This window comes from Blattabacterium cuenoti, assembly GCF_014251815.1.
Taxonomy (GTDB): domain Bacteria; phylum Bacteroidota; class Bacteroidia; order Flavobacteriales; family Blattabacteriaceae; genus Blattabacterium; species Blattabacterium cuenoti_E.
Genome location: NZ_CP059202.1, coordinates 294,810 through 311,937, shown reverse-complemented (window position 1 = coordinate 311,937; position 17,128 = coordinate 294,810). Strand labels below are relative to the sequence as shown.

Annotated in this window: 17 protein-coding genes; 15 read left to right on the top strand and 2 right to left on the bottom strand. The window is 27.7% G+C overall.

The window, feature by feature from the left end:
* Positions 1-11 precede the first annotated feature (11 nt).
* Genes gltX through rplI form a run of 4 tightly spaced genes read left to right on the top strand, consistent with a single transcriptional unit; the run spans position 12 to position 2,689 of the window.
* Positions 12-1,514 carry a glutamate--tRNA ligase gene (gene gltX, locus H0H54_RS01510; RefSeq protein ID WP_185863509.1) on the top strand — a complete coding sequence of 501 codons (1,503 nt, stop codon included), beginning with the start codon at positions 12-14 and terminating at the stop codon, positions 1,512-1,514.
* A gap of 53 nt (positions 1,515-1,567) precedes the next feature.
* The gene (gene rpsF / locus H0H54_RS01505; RefSeq protein WP_185863508.1) at positions 1,568-1,912 is read left to right on the top strand and encodes a 30S ribosomal protein S6; all 345 of its coding nucleotides are present in this window, start codon (positions 1,568-1,570) and stop codon (positions 1,910-1,912) included.
* 2 nt (positions 1,913-1,914) lie between these two features.
* Positions 1,915-2,217 carry a 30S ribosomal protein S18 gene (gene rpsR / locus H0H54_RS01500; RefSeq protein WP_185863507.1) on the top strand — a complete coding sequence of 101 codons (303 nt, stop codon included), beginning with the start codon at positions 1,915-1,917 and terminating at the stop codon, positions 2,215-2,217.
* 1 nt (position 2,218) lies between these two features.
* Complete coding sequence (gene rplI / locus H0H54_RS01495) at positions 2,219-2,689, top strand: 50S ribosomal protein L9 (RefSeq protein WP_185863506.1); 471 nt, start codon at positions 2,219-2,221, stop codon at positions 2,687-2,689.
* Here the strand turns inward: rplI and H0H54_RS01490 are convergent.
* Positions 2,660-4,000, bottom strand: a complete 1,341-nt coding sequence (locus tag H0H54_RS01490; protein WP_185863505.1) for an Nramp family divalent metal transporter — start codon at positions 3,998-4,000, stop codon at positions 2,660-2,662. The genes rplI and H0H54_RS01490 overlap by 30 nt on opposite strands.
* Before the next feature lie 227 nt (positions 4,001-4,227).
* Between H0H54_RS01490 and H0H54_RS01485 the strand changes: the two genes are divergently transcribed.
* The 10 genes from H0H54_RS01485 (at position 4,228) to mtaB (ending at position 14,811) form a co-directional block, all read left to right on the top strand.
* Positions 4,228-5,064 (top strand): prephenate dehydratase, encoded by an 837-nt coding sequence (locus H0H54_RS01485; RefSeq protein WP_185863504.1) that lies wholly within the window; start codon positions 4,228-4,230, stop codon positions 5,062-5,064.
* A complete protein-coding gene (locus H0H54_RS01480; protein ID WP_185863503.1) occupies positions 5,064-6,209 on the top strand; it encodes a pyridoxal phosphate-dependent aminotransferase in 1,146 nt (381 codons plus the stop codon). The genes H0H54_RS01485 and H0H54_RS01480 overlap by 1 nt, the downstream gene beginning before the upstream one ends.
* On the top strand, positions 6,206-7,057 hold the full coding sequence (locus tag H0H54_RS01475; protein WP_185863502.1) for a prephenate dehydrogenase: 852 nt from the start codon (positions 6,206-6,208) through the stop codon (positions 7,055-7,057). Before H0H54_RS01480 ends, H0H54_RS01475 begins: the two co-directional genes overlap by 4 nt.
* A 15-nt stretch (positions 7,058-7,072) precedes the next feature.
* Positions 7,073-8,152: a bifunctional 3-deoxy-7-phosphoheptulonate synthase/chorismate mutase type II gene (locus H0H54_RS01470; RefSeq protein ID WP_185863536.1), complete on the top strand. Its 1,080-nt coding sequence runs from the start codon at positions 7,073-7,075 to the stop codon at positions 8,150-8,152.
* 36 nt (positions 8,153-8,188) lie between these two features.
* Positions 8,189-9,436, top strand: coding sequence for a methionine adenosyltransferase (metK, locus tag H0H54_RS01465; protein WP_185863501.1), 1,248 nt, complete (start codon positions 8,189-8,191; stop codon positions 9,434-9,436).
* Positions 9,437-9,464: 28 nt separating this feature from the next.
* Positions 9,465-10,274, top strand: a complete 810-nt coding sequence (locus H0H54_RS01460; protein ID WP_185863500.1) for an enoyl-ACP reductase FabI — start codon at positions 9,465-9,467, stop codon at positions 10,272-10,274.
* A gap of 1 nt (position 10,275) precedes the next feature.
* Positions 10,276-10,929: a ribulose-phosphate 3-epimerase gene (gene rpe, locus H0H54_RS01455; protein WP_185863499.1), complete on the top strand. Its 654-nt coding sequence runs from the start codon at positions 10,276-10,278 to the stop codon at positions 10,927-10,929.
* 8 nt (positions 10,930-10,937) lie between these two features.
* A complete protein-coding gene (gene dnaG / locus H0H54_RS01450) occupies positions 10,938-12,767 on the top strand; it encodes a DNA primase (RefSeq protein ID WP_185863498.1) in 1,830 nt (609 codons plus the stop codon).
* A gap of 89 nt (positions 12,768-12,856) precedes the next feature.
* The gene (locus H0H54_RS01445) at positions 12,857-13,495 is read left to right on the top strand and encodes a peroxiredoxin (protein ID WP_185863497.1); all 639 of its coding nucleotides are present in this window, start codon (positions 12,857-12,859) and stop codon (positions 13,493-13,495) included.
* Entirely contained in the window at positions 13,489-14,811 is a 1,323-nt protein-coding gene (mtaB, locus tag H0H54_RS01440; RefSeq protein WP_185863496.1) for a tRNA (N(6)-L-threonylcarbamoyladenosine(37)-C(2))-methylthiotransferase MtaB, read from the top strand. Before H0H54_RS01445 ends, mtaB begins: the two co-directional genes overlap by 7 nt.
* Position 14,812: 1 nt before the next feature.
* Here the strand turns inward: mtaB and lipB are convergent, their stop codons facing one another.
* A complete protein-coding gene (lipB, locus tag H0H54_RS01435; RefSeq protein WP_185863495.1) occupies positions 14,813-15,541 on the bottom strand; it encodes a lipoyl(octanoyl) transferase LipB in 729 nt (242 codons plus the stop codon).
* Between the two features lie 64 nt (positions 15,542-15,605).
* On the opposite strand from lipB, the gene lysS reads away from it, so the two are divergent.
* Positions 15,606-17,126, top strand: coding sequence for a lysine--tRNA ligase (lysS, locus tag H0H54_RS01430; RefSeq protein ID WP_185863494.1), 1,521 nt, complete (start codon positions 15,606-15,608; stop codon positions 17,124-17,126).
* Positions 17,127-17,128: the final 2 nt, after the last annotated feature.

Sequence of the window (17,128 nt, the reverse complement as noted above, 5' to 3'; positions counted from 1 at the left end):
ATTAATTAATTATGTCGCTACATTCTGTTAGAGTTCGTTTTGCTCCTAGTCCTACAGGGCCACTTCATTTAGGTGGAATCAGAACAGCATTATATAACTATCTTTTTGCTAAAAAATATGGTGGAACATTTATTCTTAGAATAGAAGATACTGATAGAAAAAGATTTGTTGAGAATTCTGAATCATATATTTTGGAAACATTAAAATGGTGCCACATAGAACCTGATGAAGGAGTTGGATATGGAGGGCCTTATTCTCCTTATTATCAATCTAAAAGAAGTAATATTTATCGTATGTATATTAATAAATTACTCAAAAAAGGGTATGCTTATTATGCATTTGATACAAATCAAGATATTGATAAAAAAATAAAAGAATGGAATCATCGTGGGTTAGTTTTTTCTTATAATTATAAAAACAGAATGAATATGAATAATTCGTTAACTATAACGAAAGAGCAATTACATGATAAACTGCAGTCTTGTTCTTATGTGATTCGATTTAAAATAAAACCTGGAGAAAAATTGAAAATGTATGATATCATACATGGCAATATAATTGTGAATACAGATCACCTAGACGATAAAATTTTATTAAAATCGGATGGAGGAGCTACTTATCATTTAGCTAATACAATAGACGATCATTTAATGAAAATTACTCATGTGATCAGAGGAGAAGAATGGATCCCATCTATGTCTTTACATTTATTGTTATATAGGGCTTTAGATTGGACTCCTCCTCATTTTGCACATTTGCCTTTAATTTTGAAAAATAATGGAAAAGGAAAAATTAGTAAAAGAAATACAGATAGTTCAAATTTTCCTATATATCCTATACAATGGAAAACTCCAAAAACTATTATACCAGGATATAGGGAATTAGGTTATTTACCAGAAGCATTTGTGAATATGTTAGCTTTATTAGGATGGAATCCTGGAGGAAAAAGGGAAATTTTCTCTTTACAAGAATTAATCAATTTATTTTCTTTAGAAAGAATAACTAAATCTAGTGTTTATTTTGATATTAAAAAAGCAAATTGGTTCAATAAAAAACATTTAAATGAAAAAGAGGAAGAAATATTTTCATTTCTTTTCAAAGAAATCAAAACACGTTCTATTTTCTGTAAAAAAGATTATTTATGGAAAGTAATCCATTTAACAATGGATAGAATTCATTTTATTCATGAAATATGGGAACATTCTTTTTATTTTTTTATTTCTCCTAGTTTTTATGAAGACAATTTTTTTAAAAAAATTTGTCATGAAAATACCATTATTCAATTGGAGAAAGCAAAAATACTATTATATGATATAAATCAATTTACGTCTGTATATTTAAGGTTTTTGTTTCAAAAAATAAAAAATAAACATAAAATCATGCAATTACTTCGTTTATCTTTAGTGGGTTCCCTAAAAGGAATTGATGTTTTCATAATTTTAGAAATGCTAGGAAAAGAGGAAAGTATAAAACGTATTCAAGAATTGATCAATCAAATAAAAGAAAAAATATAGAATATTTTTGAAAAAAGAATATAAAAATATAGATTTACATTTAAAAAAATTCAATGTTTAAACATTATGAAAATATCATAATAATAACTCCTATATTATCTGATGATCAAGCAAAAGAAACAGCAAAAGAATACGAAAATTATATCATGCAAAAAAAAGGAAAAATTATTCATCAGGAACATTGGGGATTAAAAAAATTCGCTTATCCTATTCAAAAAAAACAAAGCGGTTGTTATCACTTATTTGAATTTTTGTTTAATTCTGATTCAGTTTCTAATTTTGAATTGAAATTAAGACAGGATGAGCGCGTTTTACGTTTTTTAACTGTAAAATTAAATAAATATGGAATAGAATATGCTGAAAGGAGAAGAAAAAAATTCTTAAAAAAAGATGAATAATTATGACATTAGAAGAAACCCATCAACAGACAAAACAAGGAGGAGAGAATGAATTAAGATATTTATCTCCTATTAAAATAGAAACTAAAGTAGAAAAAAAATATTGTTTCTTTGAACAAAGAAATATTAAATATATAGATTATAAAGATCCTACTTTTTTAATAAAATTTCTGAATGCGCAAGGAAAAATTTTACCACGTCGTATTACAGGCACTTTACAAAAAAATCAAAATAAATTAAATGCGGCTATTAAGAGATGTAGACAGATTGGTCTATTACCTTTTGTTACAGACGATTTAAGATAAAATGAAAATTATTCTCAAAGAAGACGTAGAAAATTTAGGGTTTCAATATGATGAATTAGATGTAAAACCAGGTTATGCAAGAAACTATCTAATTCCTAAAGGATATGCTGTTTTAGCGTTACCTGGAATTATAAAAAGTACTCATGAAATATTGAAACAACGTTCTAAAAAAGAAAGTTTTTTAATTGAAAAATCGAAAGATATAGAAGAAAAACTAAAAAAATTAACTATTAAAATACCAGTTAAAGTAAGTAAAGGAGGAAAACTTTTCGGATCAATTAATAATCAGTATCTGATGAAAGTTTTGAATGAAAAAGGAATCTCTATAGATAAAAAATTTATTAGAATTCCTGGAAATAAAATTATTAAAACAATAGGAAAATATCAGGCAAGTATTCGTTTACATCGTAAACGCGAGTTTACGTTAAATTTTGAAGTATTCTCATCTTCTTCCCAAGAAAGTATCATATAATAAAAACAAATTGAGTAACACAATGATAATTGTAATAAACCAAGATGATATTTTTAAAATTATACCATTGACAAATGATCCCATTTTTTCATAATCTCCTGTAAAATTCACTAATGGGATAATAGCAAAGCTGAGTTGTATTGATAAAATGATTTGACTAATTATCAATAATTCAGTTGTCCCCTTTTCTCCATAAACAATAGAGACGATCATAGCTGGAACAATAGCCAGAAGTCTTGTGATTAATCTTCGAATCCAAGGTTTTAGTTTTATATTCAGAAATCCTTCCATAACTATTTGTCCAGCTAAAGTTCCAGTTAATGTTGAATTTTGTCCTGATGCTAATAAAGCTAATGCAAAAAAAACTCCAGCTAAGCTAGACCCTAGTATAGGAGTTAGAAGTTTATGTGCATCCATAATATCTGCAACTTCTGTATGTCCAGCTTTATGAAAAGTGGCTGCAGATATAATTAATATAGCAGCATTGATAAAAAATGCTAAGGATAAAGATAAAGTGCTGTCTATGGTCGCATATTTTATCGCCATTTTTTTTCCTTCAATAGTACGTGGATAATTTCTGGTTTGTATGATACTTGAGTGAAGATAAAGATTGTGAGGCATTACCGTGGCTCCTAATATTCCTATAGATATATAAAAAGAATGCGAGTTTTTCATAATTTCAGGATCAGGAATAATTCCTTTTAGGATGGGAAAAATTTCAGGTTTTGAACTAATAATTTCAAAACTAAAACAAACTAAAATTGTAAAAATTAAAACAGCGACTACACTTTCAATGTATCTAAACCCTTTATATTGGAAGAATAGAATAATTAAAACATCTATAGCTGTAATTAATACCCCCCATGTAATAGGAATCCCCAAAAGTAATTTTAAGGCTAATACAGTCCCAATGATTTCAGCTAAATCACAAGCTGCAATAGCGATTTCACATAAAATCCATAGAATAAAACTAATAAAGGGAGAATAATGATCTCTACAAGCTTGTGCTAAATCTCTTTCACAAACAATTCCTAATTTTAAAGCTAAATGTTGTAAAATAATAGCAAAAAAATTTGATATAAAAATAACGGATAAAAGCATATAACCAAATTTGGCCCCTCCAGCAATGTCTGTCGCCCAATTTCCTGGATCCATATATCCTACAGCAATCAATAATCCTGGACCAGTAAAAGCAAAAAGTTTTTTCCATATTCCTTTCTGTTGAGGAACAGAAACGGAAGAAAAAACTTCAGAAAGAGAAGGGCGCTTGTTTTCATTCCTCCATCCTATAGAAGATTTTTTCTTTTTCATAATGAAATAAAATAGTAGAATACGAAAATATAAAGTTAACCGTTTTCATCTTTTATTTTTATTGTCAATTCATAGTTGACATTTAATCATTTCAATTTAATCTATAAAAAAATTAAAAAAATTGTATAAAATAGAATAATTTTTTATATTTGCTTCAAATTTTATCGCTTGATTGATAGTGATTCAATCTTTTTTTTATTCTTTTTTTTTGTATTTGTTTTGATTTCATGAAAAAAATAGCGATACAAGGAGTTAAGGGGTGTTTTCATCATGCAGCTGTTTCCAGATATTTTGAAGGATGTAATTATAAGTTGATGGAATGCACTTCTTTTAGGGAATTGGTAACTTGCGTTGCAAAATCTGATGTAGATGTTGGAGTTATGGCTATAGAAAATAGCATAGCGGGAACAATTCTGACAAATTACAGTCTTTTATCCGAATATAATTTAAAAATAGTGGGAGAAGTGTATATGCCAATACAACATCATCTCATGGCTTACCCTGGACAAAATATAAAAGATATTCAAGAAATATATTCTCATCCTATGGCTATTTTACAATGTGAATTGTTTATAGATGCACATCCTGATATAAAAATATCAGAATATTCAGATACAGCTGCTGCTGCTAAATATATTTCTACATGCAAAAAAAAAGGTTTGGCTGCAATAGCATCTGAAAATGCAGCTAAAGAATATGATTTAGAGATTCTTTCCAAGAATATACAAACTATTGCTAGTAATTTTACTAGATTTTTTATTATTACAAATTATTATCAAGAAAAAAATGATTCTTTTAACAAAGCTTCACTAATATTTAAAATATTGCACACTACTGGTAGTTTATCTCAAATATTGAGTATGATATCTAGTCTTGGGATTAACATGACGAAAATACAATCCATTCCTATAATACAAAGACCTTGGGAATATTCATTTTATGTGGATATTATATTTAACAATATAAAAGATTATGAAAAAATGAAAAAAAAAATACAAAAAATTCCTTGTCTTCATCAATTATATGTTATGGGAGAATATAAAAATGGTAGAATAAGATCCTAATGATTGCAGCAGCTAAAAGAACGTATCAAATATCGGAATATTTTTTTTCAGAGAAAATGAAGAAAATTCATAGTCTTGAAAAAAAGGGGATAAAAATCATTAATTTGGGAATTGGAAATCCTGATATTCTTCCCCCATATGGGGTGGTACATAAAATGAAAAAAGCGTCAGAATTAAAGCATGCTAATACTTATCAAAGCTATATTGGAATTGAACCTCTAAGAAATTCTATTTCTAATTGGTATAAAAAAGTATATCAAGTTGATGTTAATCCTAACAATGAAATTTTGCCGTTAATGGGTTCTAAGGAAGGAATTATGCATATAAGTATGTCTTATTTAGATCAAGGGGATGAGGTATTAATTCCGGACCCTGGATATCCTACTTATTCCTCTGTATCAAAACTTTTGGAAGCAAAAATTATTTATTATGATCTTTATGAGGATGAAAATTGGATTCCAAGATTGGAAAATCTGTCTGGAACAAAAGCAAAGATGATGTGGATTAATTATCCTCACATGCCTACAGGAGCTACAATTTCTTTTGAAGAATTAAAAAAAATCGTTCTATTTGCAAAAAAAAATCGTGTATTACTCATTTATGATAACCCTTATAGTTTTATCTTAAATCAAGAACGTCCTTTAAGTATTTTTAACGTAAAAGGGGCAAAAGATATAGCTTTGGAATTAAATTCTTTAAGTAAAAGTCACAATATGCCTGGTTGGCGTATCGGAATGATAATAGGAAAAAAAGAATTTATTCGTAATATATTGAAGATAAAAAGTCAAATGGATTCTGGTATGTATTATCCAATACAAATTGGAGCCATAGAAGCCATGAAACATGATTCAAAATGGTTTGAAAAACTTAATAGAGAGTATTTTCAAAGAAGAAAAATAATATGGGAGATATGTGATTATTTACATTTAAAATATGCCAAAGAAAATTCTGGAATATTTGTTTGGGCAAAAATCACCGGTGCAGATAAAAATGATCATATATGGTCAGAAAATTTTTTAAAAACTTATCACATATTTGTCACACCTGGTAGAGTGTTTGGTCGTAATGGAAGAGGATATATAAGGTTTTCTATGTGTTGTCCAATAAAAGTTTTGGAACAGGCAAAAAATAGAATTTTTTCATGAATATTGGAATAATAGGATTAGGATTGATTGGGGGATCTATTGGTTTAGGATTAAGAAAATCAAATTTTGGCGATAAATTTCTAGGAATAGATTCTAATAAAGAAAATGCTTTGCATGCTGTAAAACTTGGAATTGTAGACGATATTATTCCTTTACAGGATCTCATTATGCAATCTTCAGTAATTATTTTATCTATTCCCGTAGATGGAATAGAAAAAATAATTACAAGTATTCTGAATAGAATCAATATGGATACAGTTATTTTAGATACAGGATCCACTAAGTATGATATTTATAATAGGATTTTTTCTCATCCTAAAAGGAGTCGTTTTGTTGCCACACACCCTATTGCAGGAATTGAAAATTCTGGTCCTATTTCAGCTCATCCTGATTTATTTTATAAAAAAAAATGTATCATTTGTGATTCTGAACTTAGTGCTCCAGATGCAATGGACGTAGTGAAAAAAATATATTCTATTATGAACATGCGTATGATTTATATGACTTCTAAAGAACATGATTTATATATTGCCTATATATCTCATTTACCTCATGTAGTTTCCTTTGCTTTAGCTAGTACAGTTTTAAAAAAATTTAAAAATAAAGAAAAAATTTTTAATAATATGATGGGGAGTGGATTGGATTCAACTACACGTTTAGCAAAAAGTAAGCCTGAAACATGGTTGCCTATTTTTATTTCGAATAGAGTGAATCTGATTCAAGCTGTAGATTTTTATATTGATCATTTAAATAAATTTCGTAATCATTTAATAAACAAAGAATTTCATGAAATCAATCAATATATGAAAAAAGCAAACAATATAAAAAATAAAAAAAAATATGTGTAAATTAAATGTATTGTGATGGAAAAATTGAATAGTAGCATAGATAGATCTTGGATTGATAAGTGGAATCAACCTTTCATTCTGTCTGGTCCTTGTAGTGCAGAAAGTGAGCAACAAATATTAGAAACAGCCAATAGACTGAATCCCTCCTATGTTCAAGCATTTAGAGCTGGAATATGGAAACCTAGAACCAAGCCTAACAATTTCGAAGGAATTGGAAAAAAAGGACTGGAATGGCTACATAAGGTTAAAAATAGCACAGGATTAATGGTGGCTACAGAAGTAGCAAATGCAGAACATGTGAAATTATCCATTTCTTTTGGAATAGATATTCTTTGGATAGGAGCTAGAAGTACAGCTAGTCCTTTTACAATTCAAGAAATAGCGGACGCTCTGGAACTGGAAGGAGCAAATAATAAAATCATTTTGGTTAAAAACCCGATTCATCCTGATATGGAATTGTGGATAGGAGCTTTAGAACGTTTATTGAGAAAAGGGATTAGAAAATTAGGAGTCATACACCGTGGATTTTATACCTATAAAAACTCAAAATATCGTAATCAACCTAATTGGAATCTTTTATTAAATTTTAGGAGTCTTCTTCCTAGAATTCCTATTCTATGTGATCCTTCACATATTTGTGGAAATAAAGAAGGAATTTTAGATATAGCAAAAAAAGCTTATCATTTTCAATATGAAGGATTGATGATAGAAAGTCATTGTGATCCAGATCATGCTTGGAGTGATGCTCAACAACAAATCACACCTGAAAATCTTTTGGAAATGTTAAAAGAATTAACATATATTGAAAAATGTGATCAAAAAAGTGAAAGACATTTAGATTCTTTTCGAATTTTAATTGATGAACTAGATGAAAATCTTATTGCGCTTTTGTCCGAAAGAATGAACATTTCAAAAAAATTAGGATCTTTGAAAAGATCTTCAGATATTGCGATTTTTCAACCCAGAAGATGGAAAGATATTATGAAAAAGTCTTTGACTTTAGGGAAAAGTTTAGGGATTTCTGAAGAATTTATTGAAGGAGTTTTTAAACTATTGCATCAAGAATCTATAAAAATTCAGAATCAAATTAAGTAAATCATTATAAAAATACTTCTTAAGTTTAGTCCTAAAATGACTTATTTATTTACTAGCGAATCTGTTTCAGAAGGTCATCCTGATAAAATTTCAGATCAAATATCTGATTCTATATTAGATCATTTTTTAGCATGTGATCCAAATGCAAAAGTAGCTATAGAAACGTTAGTCACTACGGGACAAATTATATTAGCTGGAGAAATTAATTCTAAAGCCTGGGTTAATGTTAATAAAATAGCGCGTAATATACTTAGGAAAATAGGATATACTAAAAATGAATATAGATTTCATGCAGATTCTTGTGGAGTTATTTCTTCTATTCAAGAACAATCTCCAGATTTATTAGAGGGAATTCAAAAATCAAAAAAAGAAGAACAAGGATCTGGAGATCAAGGTATTGTTTTCGGTTATGCTGTAAAAGAAACGGAGAATTATATGCCTTTATCATTGGAGCTGTCACATCATATATTAAGGGAACTTTCATATATTCGAAATGAAGGAGAACAAATGACTTATTTACGTCCAGATGCAAAATCTCAAGTCACTTTGGAATATTCTAAAACTAATATTCCGATACATATTCACGCTATAGTCATTTCAACTCAACATGACGAATTTGATACGAAAGAAAAAATGCATCAACGTATAGTTGATGATGTTAAAAATATTCTTATTCCAAGAGTAATGAATAATAATATAAAAAATAATGTAAAAAAATTGTTTACAAATAAAACAAAGTATTACATCAATTCAACAGGTAAATTTGTCACAGGAGGCCCTCATGGTGATACCGGGATAACCGGTAGAAAGATTATAGTAGATACTTATGGAGGAAAAGGATCTCATGGAGGAGGAGCTTTTTCTGGAAAAGATCCATCTAAAATGGATAGATCTGGAGCTTATGCCGCTAGACATATAGCCAAAAATTTGGTAGCAGCAGGAATTTCAGATGAATTGCTGATACAAATCTCTTATGCTGCAGGTATTGCGGAACCTATAGGAATTTTTGTCAATACCTATGGAAAATCAAAAATAGATAACGAAAATATTGCATTGAATATCAAGAAAATTTTCGATCTACGTCCTTATGCTATAGAAAAAAGATTAAAATTGCGTAACCCAATATATGAAGAAACATCTGTGTATGGACATATGGGACGAACTCCAAAAAAAGTGTATAAGTCTTTTTTGGATATAGAAGGGAATCAAAAGAAACAAGAAGTAGAACTTTTCACATGGGAAAAGCTGGACTATTTATCCGTTATAAAAGATATTTTCAAATAATAGGTATTTTTAGTTAAATATTTTAACTATGTCTTATAATTTATTGAAAGGAAAAAAAGGGATTATATTTGGAGCTTTGGATGAGAATTCTATTGCTTGGAAGGTAGCAATACGTGCTTATGAAGAAAAAGCATCTTTTGTCTTAACCAACACCCCATCCTCTTTAAGGATAGGTAAAACTTATGAATTATCTCATAAAACAAAATCCATGGTGATCCCAGCAGATGCGACTTCCATACAAGATCTTGATATTTTATTTCAAAAAACATTAGATCATTTCGGAGGAAAAATAGATTTTTTGTTGCATTCTATAGCTATGTCTATGAATATACGAAAGGATTTAACTTATACTTCTTTAAACTATGAATTTTTAAGAAAAGGGTGGGATATATCTGCTGTCTCTTTCCATAAGATTATGCAAACAGCTTGGAATAAAAAAGCTATGAATAAATGGGGTTCGATTGTAGCTATAACATATATTGCTTCTCAACGAAGTTTTCCGCATTATGGAGATATGTCAGATTATAAATCTTATTTAGAAAGTATTACACGTAATTTTGGCTATCATTGGGGTAAAAAAGAAAAAGTACGGGTGAATACTGTATCACAATCTCCTTGTATAACACGAGCATCAAAAAACATTAAAGGCTTTGATCAACTTTTAATATTATCTGAAAAAATATCTCCGTTAGGAAACGCTTCTGCAGAAGATTGCGCTAACTATGTTATTGCACTTTTTTCAGATTTAACAAGAAAAGTAACTATGCAAAATTTATATCATGATGGAGGATTTTCTCATACTGGAATTTGTGAAGCTATGATTACAAAAAATACATAATATGAAAAAAATTATAGCTCCATCCTTATTTTCTGCCAATTTAGCTTTTTTATATCGTGATATAGAAATGTTGAATCAAAGTGAGGCAGATTGGTTTCATATTGATATAATGGATACCTCTTTTGTTCCTAATATTTCTTTTGGATTTTTGTTTACTAAATATGTTAGAAAATATTCTAATAAACCCATGGATGTGCATTTAATGGTTTTACAACCAGAACGTTATATAGAAGAATTGAAATATTGTGGAACCGATCATTTACATATTCATTATGAAGCTTGCATTCACTTAAACAAAACTATTTATTCTATTAAAAAAAATGGAATGAAGGTAGGAGTAGCTGTGAATCCACATACTCCAATTTTTCTTTTACAAGACATTATTAATGATATAGATTTTGTTTTATTGATGAGTGTGAATCCTGGTTATAGTGGACAAAAATTTATTCATAAAACATATCAAAAATTAGAAGATACTAAAAATTTAATTTTAAAAAAAGATTCATCTGCTCTTATAGAAGTAGATGGAGGAATTAATTTAAAAAACTATTCTTTATTATTCAAAAATGGAGCAGATATATTAGTGGCAGGAACCACAATTTTTTCTAACTCTAATCCAAAAGAAATTATTCATAGAATGAAATTAGAAAATTAAACATTATTATGATTTCTAAAGAAACTACAAAAAAAATACTTTCTGTTTCTTGTATAGAAGATGTTATTGGAGATTTTGTAGAATTAAAAAAGAGTGGCTTTAATTATAGAGGATTAAGTCCTTTTTCTAATGAAAAAACACCTTCTCTTATAGTTTCTCCTACGAAAAAAATATGGAAAGATTTTAGTTCTGGAAAAGGAGGAAATGTTATCACTTTTCTTATGCAACATGAACATTTTACTTATGAGGAATCGTTATGTTTTCTTGCCAAAAAATATGATATCGAAATTAATTATATAAACAATAAAAAATCTCAAGAGGAAGAGGAATATGAAAAATTATATTCGATACAAGATTATGCAAAACGTTTTTTTATTTATCAATTACATTTTACTAAAGAAGGACGAGATTATGGGTTGAATTATTTAATTCAAAAAAGAAATTTTGATGCAAAAATAATTCAAAAATTTGAATTAGGATATGCCCCTATTTATTGCAAATTACTAACAGAAACCGCGTTAAAAAAAGGATTTAAAATACGGGATATAAAAAAATCTGGATTTACTGTTTTCAGAAAAAACAATCATTTTTTTGATTGTTTTCGTAAACGTGTAATGTTCCCAATACATAATTTATCAGGAAAAGTTATCGGTTTTGGAGGTAGAAATATTGATTCTAAATATTCTACTAAATATATCAATTCATCAGAAAGTAATATTTTTCAAAAAAGTAAAATTTTATATGGTTTATTTCAAGCTAAAAAAAATATTATAAAAGATAATTTTTGCTATTTGGTGGAAGGATATACTGATGTTATTTCTTTACATCAATCTGGTATCAAAAATGTAGTTTCTTCTTCTGGTATTTCACTTACCGTAGATCAAATCCTATTGATAAAAAAATTTACAAAAAATATTGTTCTTTTTTATGATGGAGATCATTCTGGAATTAAAGCTTCTTTAAGAGGAATTAATATGATATTAGAACAAGAAATGAATTTACGTATATTATTTCTTTCTAACGGGGAAGATCCCGATTTTATATCCCAAAAATATTCTGTTTCTCAACTCAGAGAGTTTGTATCAAAAAATAGTTACAATTTTGTTTCCTTTAAACAAAAAATATATGAAAAATACCATAAAGATGACCCCATAAAAAAATCATTTTTAGTGAAAAATATTTTGAATAGTATTTCAAAAATACCTAATGTTATTCAAAAGGAATTGTATCTGCAAGAGGCTTCCAAAGTCCTAGATATTCGTAAAAAAATCTTGATTTCTGAATTACAGAGAATAAACGATAAAAATATATATAAGCTTAGTCCAGTTAAGGTTAAAGAAAATCCTACGTTTTTTACAAAAAAAATCAACACTATTCTTGTTCTTGAAGAAGAATTAATTCAATTGATTTTAAATTATGGAAATCAAATCATAAAAATAAAAGAACACAACACAACAGTTTTAGAAGAACTATTGCACGTTTTTAAATGCTGGAATTTTCGTTTTTCTTTGAAAAGAAATCAAGAAATTTTTGATAAAATTTGTTTCAAAAAAAACAAAAAAGATTTATCAAATTTTCAAAGAAAATTTTATTCATTATCTAAATGGAATAAAAAAGGAATCCAAGTTTCCTCTAAAGAGGATCACATAAATCAATATATTCATGATATTTTATTGAGATATAAATCTTTATATATTTCTAAATTGATTCAAAAAGAAGTCATACATTATCATAATTCTCTTTCAAAAGAGAAAGCTAGAAAAGCTTTTTTAAAAAAAATTATGCATTTAACAAATATAAAAAATGAACTTCATAAAAAATTACATAGATATGTGTGATTCTTTTTTTTTCTATTATACATAATAGAAAAATTATTTTTTTCTTCTTTTAAGTTTTGGTAAATTCGTGACATAAACACGTATAAAAAATGAATACATTAATTTCAAAAAAAGCGCCTAATTTTACGGCTAGTGCGGTTTTAAATGGTAAAGAAATTGTACAGAATTTTACTTTAGAACAATTTAAAGGAAGGAAGTATGTTTTGCTTTTTTTTTATCCTAAAGATTTTACTTTTGTTTGTCCTACAGAAATATATGCATTTCAAGAAAAAATTAAGGATTTTGAAATGAGAAATGTACAAATTATTGCTATATCTACGGATACAGAACAATCTCATTGGGCTTGGCTGAATATGCCAAAAGAAAAAGGTGGAATACATGGGGTTACTTACCCTATTGTTTCTGATATCAATAAAACTATATCTCATAACTATGGAGTATTGTCTGGAGATTGGATTTGCAATAATGAAGGATTGAAGGCAACGGGAGAACTTGTTGCTTATAGAGGATTATTTTTAATAGATAAAGAAGGGATAATAAGACATCTTTTAATTAATGATTTTCCTTTAGGGAGAAATGTGCATGAAGCTATTCGTATGATAGACGCCCTTCAACATAACGAAAAAAGTGGAGAAGTCTGTCCTGCAAATTGGAAAAAAGGAAAAACAGCTATAAAAGCTAGTCATAGCGGAATTGAAGATTTTTTTTCATCCCAAAATAGATGTTGAAAAAAAAAGTAGCATTTTATACTATGGGGTGTAAACTCAATTACGCAGAGACTTCTACCATAGCAAGAAAGTTTTCTAACTTGTATTATCAACATGTTCCTTTCAAAAGTTATGCAGATATTTATGTAATCAATAGTTGCTCTGTAACAAGAAATGCAGAAATTGAATTGAAGCATATTGTTCGTACTGTTAAAAATTCAAAAGCTTTTGTTGTAGCAATAGGGTGTTATGCTCAACTTAATCCTAAAAAAGTATCTTCTATTATTGGAATAGATCTCGTTTTAGGCTATGAAGAAAAATTTAAAATCATAGATTATATTAATAATAGAGAATGGTTTTTGAAAAAAAAATATTATGCAAAGATTACTTCAAAAAAAACTTATTTTCCATCGTTTTCTATTGGAGATAGAACTCGTTCCTTTTTAAAAATCCAGGATGGATGTGACTATAAATGCAGTTATTGCATAATTCCTATGTCAAGAGGAGTTTCTCGTTCTGAGAGTATGGAAAATATATTGAAAAATATTAGATTTCTTTTTAAAAAAGGAGTTAAAGAAATAGTGTTAACAGGTATCAATATAGGCGATTATGGAAAAAATGTATATGGAGAAAATAGACGATTATATACATTTTTTGATTTAATACAAGCTATAGATCAAATACAAGAGAAAGGTAGAATCCGTTTATCTTCTATAGAACCTAATTTGCTTAAAAATGAATGTATTGAATTTTTGTCTAAAAGTAAACATTTTGTTCCTCATTTTCATATTCCTTTACAGTCTGGGAGCAACGATATTTTGGGAAAAATGCATAGACGTTACAAACTAGAACTTTATAAAGAAAAAGTAGAAAAAATTCGGGATCTCATGCCAGACGCTTATATAGGTTCAGATATTATTGTTGGTTTTCCTGGAGAAACACATAAACATTTTGTGGAAACTTATCATTTTTTGAAAAAATTAGAAATTTCATCTTTACACATATTTACCTATTCTCCTAGACCAAATACAAAATCCAATACGATACAGGAAAATGTATCTAAAAAAATACAATGGAAACGGAATCAAATTTTGAGAATCCTTTCAAGTAAAAAATATCGTTTTTTTTGTAAAAAACAAATTTATACGAAAAAAACCGTTTTATTTGAAAAAAATCATCACAATAAAGAATATTTGTATGGATATACAGAAAATTATATTCGAACTAAGATGTCATCAAACTCATATCATTCTTCTATATATGAAAATACATTACAAGATGTGTTGATTACAAAAATAGATAAAGATGGAATTATGATAGCAGAACTAATAAAATAAATTAAGAATCCAATTTTTTAGTCGTATTTATATTGATAAATTCCACATCAAAAATTTCTTGAAAAGATTTTTTAACCATATGTTTGACCTCTTGAAAAGAAATATCATTTTTTTTCAATTCTTTTTTTAAAGAAGTTACTTCTTGATTGTAAATTCCACAAGGAACAATATGATTGAAATACTGTAAATCTGTATTTACATTTAAAGCAAATCCATGCATAGTTACCCAACGACTCATTCTAATTCCTATTGCACATATTTTTCTTGATTTTCCGTTTTTTACATTCTTAAGCCAAACTCCTGTTTTTCCTTTTTCTCGTTCTCCCTTTATTTCATAATTTTTCCATAAAAAATGGATAATTACTTCTTCTAAAAGACGAAGATATTTATGAATATCCGTAAAAAAATAATCCATATTTAAGATAGGATATCCTATCAATTGACCAGGCCCATGGTAAGTGATGTCACCCCCTCTATCTGTTTGATAAAAAGAAACATTTATTTTTTTTAAAAAATCTGACGAAACTAACAAATGTTTATCTTTTTTACCATTTTTACCTATAGTATATACATGAGGATGCTCTACAAATAGAAAATATCCTGCTTTTTGAGCAGATATATTATTTCTTTTTTCTTGTATAATATTATCAAATAATATTTTCTGATATTTCCAAGTTTTTTGATATTCCTTTTTTCCTAAATCTTCGAAAAAAAGTATTTTTTTTTTCATAACTAAAATTTATATAATAGAAAAAACAAATGTACCTTCGTTTTATTCAATTCGTTTGTTTCGTATGAGGGACCTAGCCTATTTATCAGAACAACAAATTATACGAAGAAAAAAACTAGATAAACTGAAATTGTTGGGAATCAATCCTTATCCTTCAGAAGAATATGTTGTAACTACTACCATTTATAATATACGAAAAAATTTCACGGAAAAAGAAACTATAAGCATAGCTGGACGGTTAATGCGTTTACGTATTTTAGGAAAAGCTTCTTTTGGAGAGATTAAAGATCATACGGGTTGTATGCAAATATATTTTACTCAGGATCATTTATTTTTATCTTCGAATCAAAGAATAAAAAAAGAGGATGCTTACAATATTTTTTTAAAAAAACTTATAGATATAGGAGATATTATTGGAATCAAAGGTGTTTTATTTAAGACAAAAATGAATGAAATAACCATACATGTTCATCAATTTACTTTATTATCCAAATCTATACGACCCTTACCACAAGTAAAAATAGATAGAAATAAAAAAATATATGATGCTTTTTCCAATACGGAACAACGTTATCGTATGCGTTATGTAGATCTTATTGTCAATGATCATGTAAAAGAAATTTTTTTAAAACGGACTCGCATCATCCAAAAAATAAGAGATTTTTTGGATGATAAAGGATATTTAGAAGTAGATACACCTATTCTGCAATCTATTCCTGGAGGAGCTATAGCTCGTCCTTTTGAAACATATCATAACACATTGGGAATTCCATTATATTTACGTATAGCTAATGAACTTTATTTGAAAAGACTGATCGTTGGTGGATTTCATGGGGTATATGAATTTTCTAGAAATTTCAGAAACGAGGGAATGGATCGTATTCATAATCCAGAATTTACTGTATTAGAACTTTATGTCGCTTATAAAGATTATTACTGGATGATGAATTTTACAGAAAAATTGATGAAATGTATTTGGAATAAATTCAAAGAAAAAGAAACTTATCATATGAATTTTCAAACTCCTTTTCCTCGTATCCCCATATTAGATTCTATTAAAAAATATACGGGATTTGATCTTATAGAAATGGAAAAAGAAGAGTTAAGAAAAGTTTGTCAAAAATTACATATAGAAGAAAACATAAAAATGAGTAAGGCTAAATTGATTGAAAACATTTTTGAAGAAAAATGTGAAAAAAATTACATCAATCCTACTTTTATTATTGATTATCCTGTAGAAATGAGTCCTTTAACCAAAAGACATCGTTATAAAAAAAATTTATCAGAACGTTTTGAACTCATTATAAATGGACAAGAAATTGCGAATGCTTATTCGGAACTTAATGATCCTGTAGATCAACTTAATCGTTTACGAGAACAAATAAAATTATCTGAAAAAAATACAAAAGATGAATCTATATCTCTTGATCAAGATTTTATACGTGCTTTAGAATTCGGGATGCCTCCTACTGCAGGTATTGGAATAGGAATAGATCGTTTAGTAATGTTACTTACTCAAAAAAAATCAATTCAAGAAGTTTTACTTTTTCCACAAATGCGTCCAGAAAAAAAAGTAAAAAAATGAAT